6 protein-coding genes and 1 pseudogene are annotated in these 5558 nt (G+C 26.2%); 2 read left to right on the forward strand and 5 right to left on the reverse strand.

Features of this window, described 5'->3' with window-relative positions:
- From KA867_RS09640 to KA867_RS09655, 4 genes and pseudogenes are all read right to left on the reverse strand, one after another.
- Positions 1 to 88 (reverse strand): annotated as a pseudogene (locus KA867_RS09640) (IS6 family transposase); the annotation flags it as partial.
- Between the two features lie 101 nt (positions 89 to 189).
- A complete protein-coding gene (locus KA867_RS09645; protein ID WP_194376094.1) occupies positions 190 to 792 on the reverse strand; it encodes a hypothetical protein in 603 nt (200 codons plus the stop codon).
- A gap of 334 nt (positions 793 to 1126) precedes the next feature.
- Entirely contained in the window at positions 1127 to 1222 is a 96-nt protein-coding gene (locus KA867_RS09650) for a type I toxin-antitoxin system Fst family toxin (protein WP_194376095.1), read from the reverse strand.
- A 1096-nt stretch (positions 1223 to 2318) separates the two neighbouring features.
- A complete protein-coding gene (locus KA867_RS09655; protein WP_070704322.1) occupies positions 2319 to 2570 on the reverse strand; it encodes a hypothetical protein in 252 nt (83 codons plus the stop codon).
- 1032 nt (positions 2571 to 3602) lie between these two features.
- Here KA867_RS09655 and KA867_RS09660 point away from each other — a divergent pair.
- Complete coding sequence (locus tag KA867_RS09660) at positions 3603 to 3872, forward strand: hypothetical protein (protein ID WP_194375759.1); 270 nt, start codon at positions 3603 to 3605, stop codon at positions 3870 to 3872.
- Between the two features lie 72 nt (positions 3873 to 3944).
- On the forward strand, positions 3945 to 4181 hold the full coding sequence (locus KA867_RS09665; protein WP_194375760.1) for a hypothetical protein: 237 nt from the start codon (positions 3945 to 3947) through the stop codon (positions 4179 to 4181).
- A 413-nt stretch (positions 4182 to 4594) separates the two neighbouring features.
- Here the strand turns inward: KA867_RS09665 and KA867_RS09670 are convergent, their stop codons facing one another.
- Complete coding sequence (locus tag KA867_RS09670; RefSeq protein ID WP_124212232.1) at positions 4595 to 5455, reverse strand: AraC family transcriptional regulator; 861 nt, start codon at positions 5453 to 5455, stop codon at positions 4595 to 4597.
- Positions 5456 to 5558: the final 103 nt, after the last annotated feature.

The raw sequence follows: 5558 nt of genomic DNA on the forward strand, positions 1-5558 counted from the left end.
CACGATAACTCAATGCATATCTTAGATAGTAGCCAACGGCTACAGTGATAACATCCTTGTTAAATTGTTTATATCTGAAATAGTTCATACAGAAGACTCCTTTTTGTTAAAATTATACTATAAATTCAACTTTGCAACAGAACCTTCCTTAGCCTATATATTATTTACAAAATTCTATATTATCGATAATCAGGATGTATAAAAAACAATATTACATATTTTGTTAAGTTCTTTTATAATTTCTTTTTCAAAAGTCTCATCATTTTCCCTTGATGTATTTTCATAAATATCAAATAAAAATAGAGCTGAATCACTTGCAGTATGTAAATTGACTATATTAACTTCATCCATTTTAGTAAGTTCAGTACTTTTGCTACTTCTCACTTGTGATGTAAGTTTTTCTATTTCCTCTAAATTACTTTTTATAGAAAGTTCTTTTGCAAGTTCAGAGAATTCAACATCTGAATTCGTATATCCTAATCTAAAAACATTTATTTTCCTAGTATATTTTGCTAAATCAGATTTCAAACTATTAATAATCCTATCGCTGTTTTCTTCGAACTGTTTGTTTTTTTCTTCTTTATCTTTTTCTTGTTGCTTAACGCTATTATCATATGATTTATATGCGATAACAAGACTGATAACAGTTGTAAGGAGAGTGAATAATGCTACAAATGCTTTTAAAATATTTGGATATTCTTCTAGAATTCCCTCAATTTGATAAGAGTATTTAAAAACAATAAATATGGAGACCACTATTATGAAAATCGATATACGTAACATCTTCTTCATTCTAAAACTTCCTCTCTAAGCCATATAAAAATGTTACTGACTCACATTATTATAAAATGATTCTTATAACATATAACATATATCAGTATAGTTATTAAAACATCAATTAAAAATGCATGTTTTATAAATATCATTAACCCTATTCCTATTTATATATACTACAGATATAAATAAAATAACTCCGTAATTATAATATTTACGCTCAAACTTTATGAACTTTGCATTCCTACCCACTATGGTGTTATAATGCAATTAACAAAGATTATCAGGCATGTATGCACCAAATCCCCTTACTACGGCCATAGTAAGGGGATTTTTTGGTGTGACTAGTCGCCTATTCGTCATTACGCTTGCGTAGCCAATGCGCAAATAGCGCAACGAGACAACCACTTGATGCTGTGGTCATGATGTTTACAAAGATTTCAGACATCGCGTATGCACCTCCTCTCTACGTCAATTGACGCCTGAGAGATAGGCGACTTCATTATTATATCATCTGTGAATTGTTAAGCATATCCACTTCGGATAAGTTAAATTATGAAAACCATTCTCTCCACTTCTTTATAGTTATACATTTAAAAAAGCAGATGATATCACCATCTTAATTATAAAATCACCTGTTCAATTTATTCCTAGTTTAGTAGGAAGTCTTTACAAAAAATAAATTAGGTATTTATGAAGTAAGAGAGCTAGACAGTAATAAAGAAACTGAAAAATACTTAATTAAAACATCTCAATCCCACCAAACTACTATTATCGTTGGTGGAATTGATCCGTTTATTTTTGTAATTTATTTAATATTTTTTAGGTACCTCTTGTTGATAAACCTTTTTGATTTTTACTACGGTTCCTTTAATCCCTCTAAATATAAATTTATATAGCTCATCATAATCTCTTTAATAACTTATATATGCTTTATACACAAGTGTAAGTTACACTTGTGTGAATTACATTTGTGTAACTTACACTTAATTCTTCTAATTGTTTGCATACAGTATGCACGCATACATTATGCATATATTAGTTATGCAAACATAATATATGCTTTAAAGTAATATCATAATATTGTTTGCTTTTTACATACTTATAAGAATATAAAAAGCAACATGTTGCTTTAGTATGTCCACTAAAAAACAGTAATTTGTATTATACTAATAGGTTTAAATAAACTCTATTTACTCACCAAAGTATATGTTAGATTGCTATTTTTTTACTATCACTATCTAAGTAGTACTTTAGAATTCTTATACATGTTCGATACACAAATGTAAACTACACATCTTTAAGATTATTGTATAAACTCATCCAAAATTCTATATCTTTTACACTCACTTTTCGCACCTCATTATGATATAAATAATCTTTTAATTCTTCTCTGTTATACCTTTATTTATATCTTCAATCAAGTTTCCTTTTGGCGTTAAAAAGGATATATTTTTGTTAATTATTCTTTGCATGAACGCTTTGAATTCCAATACATTTTAAATATAAAATAGCTCACACTTTTCCAACTTTTGTTCTCATATTTAATAATCTACTGACTCAAGTAATGCTAAAATTTTGTCTTGTTTACTCGCAACTTCTTTTAAAATTTTTGTATTTTGCGCTTGCTGATGTGACTGTTCTGCATATAATTTTTGATAACTTTCAAGTGGATCTAATAACTCTAAAGTCTCTAAAATTAATTTGTTTCTTGATATATTTTTATCTTTAGCCAATCTACTTAATCGATCTAACAACTCACTATCTACATCTCTAATTAGTAAATCTTTCTTCATTATTTTGAACTCCTTTTTTTAAAATTTTTTACTTATTTTTTTATGTTTTACGTACATATACTTACTAAGATTATTTTGAAATTCAAACGAAATCCAGAATGATATTAAAGTATTATGCCTTCAAAAAAAGGTGTCTCACCTTTGTGACATTTTCTATATATCGTGTCACAAAGGTGAGACAAACACAATATGTTGTGTCACAAAAGTGAGACATTTCTATTTTTTTGATATCATAACACAAACCATTTAAACCCTTGAAATGTCTGGCTTCGCCAGACCTATCATTTCAAATGATAGCATATTTCCCTTATGCTCTTACCAAATATTTACCGATTTTTACGTTTTTTCTAAAACGCTCCTAAAATCCATATAGTTTTTTTAGTTACATGATATGAAAAACATACCGAATCGAACATTTAAAAAACTCATTTTTATACTATATTTAAGATGTATCTATAGCAAAAGGAGTGTTCAAAATAAAACTAATTTATAAACTAAAAATGAAACGGCTTAACGAAGAATTATCTCGAAAAAATTGGCAAAATCACTTAATAAATTTTTAAAACGACCTATTATGCCGAAAGAAAAATAGGACTCATTGCTTTCAATGAGTCCTATTTAAAATTTGATGTTATAGATCAAATTTGTAGCTTTCTTAATTTAACGATTCAAGATTTTCTATATAAAAAGTGGTTCAAATAAAATTAAGATTTCACTAGCTGCTTCCAAAATAAAATCATAAATTTTGTCATTTACTTAATGAAAATAGAACATTCATTCATCAATTTTATACACTTATACTTCATTTAAATTTAATTAATAAACAAGATAGGGTTTCATTTCCTAAATATGATTTTAACCAAAGAATTTATTACGATTACTTTGAAAAAATCTCATTAATTGCTTACCATATGAAATAAATTTAAATATTTTTGAGTCATATTGACTAACAATTAATAAGTTAATTTAGATAGTAATTTTAGCAACATGGATTTAGTTTTCAAAATTGATAGTTTTAAAAGAGGTTATAAAATGAACAAAACTAATAACGAAACGAAACTAACGAGTAATTTAAAAATTTTAGGTGGGGTATTTGTAACATTAGCTATATTATTGTTTATATTTCGTCTAATAATTGATTATTTTTATGGTGGAAGCCCTCTTGAAAAAACTAATGATATTTTAATAGCTATAGCTTTTGGTATGGGCTCCTTAGCATATACTTTAGAGAAACGTGTTATATTAACAATCTTTTATGGTCTTTTCTTTATTTTATATGTTCTATCTTTACTTGGAATATAGTTATATATAAGCAATTAGCTGCTTATATATCTTAGAAAATTTTGAAGAATATTAAACATCGAAGGTGATTTTTTGAAACAAGAAGAAAAATATAGTTTTTTAACTAAAGCGATTAATATCTTAGTTGCTATATTATTAATTATCGCCATTTTTTATATGGTTATACTTTCGGATAATAGCTATTTACCTATGTTATTCTCTCTTATAGCATTTACAATCGCATCTATCCCAGAAATTTTGAAAAAGAAAAAGAGTGGTTGGATACTTGGTATTTTAGGTTTAATATTGATCATTTTAGTTTTGGTTTAATTTATCTTTATATTTAAAAGCCACATTACAATATTTATGAATCCAGAAAATAAATAAAAGATGGTGAAGATAAAAATGATAAAACCTAAGTCAAGATCCATTTTTAATTTCATTATAGTAATCAATCTTATTTGGTATATAGTTTTAATATTTGTTATTGATGTTGGAACTATAGGGTCAATTATTTATTGTAGTTTATTTTTTATACTTGTTGTTTTAAGAGATACTATAACTCCAAAGTAAAAACAACGTGCTAAGAAGGACAAAAACTAAAAAGATACTATAAAAGGAGCCATAATCCTTTACGTATCAAGGATTATGGCTATAATTTAAAAATCGAGTTATTTCTATATAGTATCAAGACAAGAAGAAACTCGTTTTCAACTCGTTTCTAAAACCTTAAATATCTAAAATCAATTATTAACTGCGACCCAAATTTCACTATAAGCATTATCTCTATCTGAATCATTAAATTTAGTAAAAGAAAACATTGGTACATTAGCTAATTTATATTCTGTTTCTGGCAACCATTCAGAATAAATTTTAGCATATGTGTCTTGTAAAACTTTTGGAAATTTACCTTCATTTTCAAAGACTATCCATTTACTTTCATCAATATTTATAACATCAAGTTGATCGCTTATATTGTTTTCTGTTGTTATAACACCAATCATATGAGTTAAATAACCCTCTTCTTTAATAAAATTCTCATCAGCATCATATGAAACATTTACAATTTCTTTAGGTTCAATGTTTTGTAAATTATTCATTTCTTCTTTTTGTATATTAGTAATACTATTTGCTAGTTCTTCAATTTCATTGTTAACACCCTCGTATTGCATACGAACACGTTTTTTTACGCCTACTATATTAATTTTTGGCAAATCTACAATTCTAGTTTTCATGCCTATTCCTCCTTTAACATTAATAGCAAATGAAAGTTTCGGATATGAAATTAAAACTTGTTTTTCATATATTTGAGATGGTAAATACCCACTCCAATCTCTAAAAGACTTTGTAAAACCATCAATTGAATATCCATATTTTATAGCTACACTCGTTACTGATTCTTTATTTAATAAATCTTTATTAGCAAAATACAATTTTCTTTTTTTTATATACTCAGATAAACCGATACCAGTAAGAAATATAAACAAATTTCTATAATGCTGCTCAGGTAAACCAACAAAATTCGCTATATCATATAAATTTAAATTGTTTGTTAAATTCTGATCTATATAATCTATAGAATCATTTAAATTTTTTAATATCATATCCATCACCTTTCAATCCTATAGTAATCAATAATCAAAGAACTAACTCGATAATTTATATATAACAATTATCGAATAAAAAATAATTGCTTTATTCCAATTG

This window comes from Staphylococcus sp. GDH8C109P (assembly GCF_017893405.1).
Classification (GTDB): Bacteria; Bacillota; Bacilli; order Staphylococcales; family Staphylococcaceae; genus Staphylococcus; species Staphylococcus cohnii.

Excerpts from the sequence above, each read along its gene's own strand:
- KA867_RS09650 (WP_194376095.1), bottom strand. The coding sequence starts at position 1,222 with ATGTCTGAAATCTTTGTAAACATCATGACCACAGCATCAAGTGGTTGT.
- KA867_RS09645 (WP_194376094.1), bottom strand. The coding sequence starts at position 792 with ATGAAGAAGATGTTACGTATATCGATTTTCATAATAGTGGTCTCCATA.
- KA867_RS09660 (WP_194375759.1), top strand. The coding sequence starts at position 3,603 with ATGAACAAAACTAATAACGAAACGAAACTAACGAGTAATTTAAAAATT.
- KA867_RS09670 (WP_124212232.1), bottom strand. The coding sequence starts at position 5,455 with ATGATATTAAAAAATTTAAATGATTCTATAGATTATATAGATCAGAAT.
- KA867_RS09655 (WP_070704322.1), bottom strand. The coding sequence starts at position 2,570 with ATGAAGAAAGATTTACTAATTAGAGATGTAGATAGTGAGTTGTTAGAT.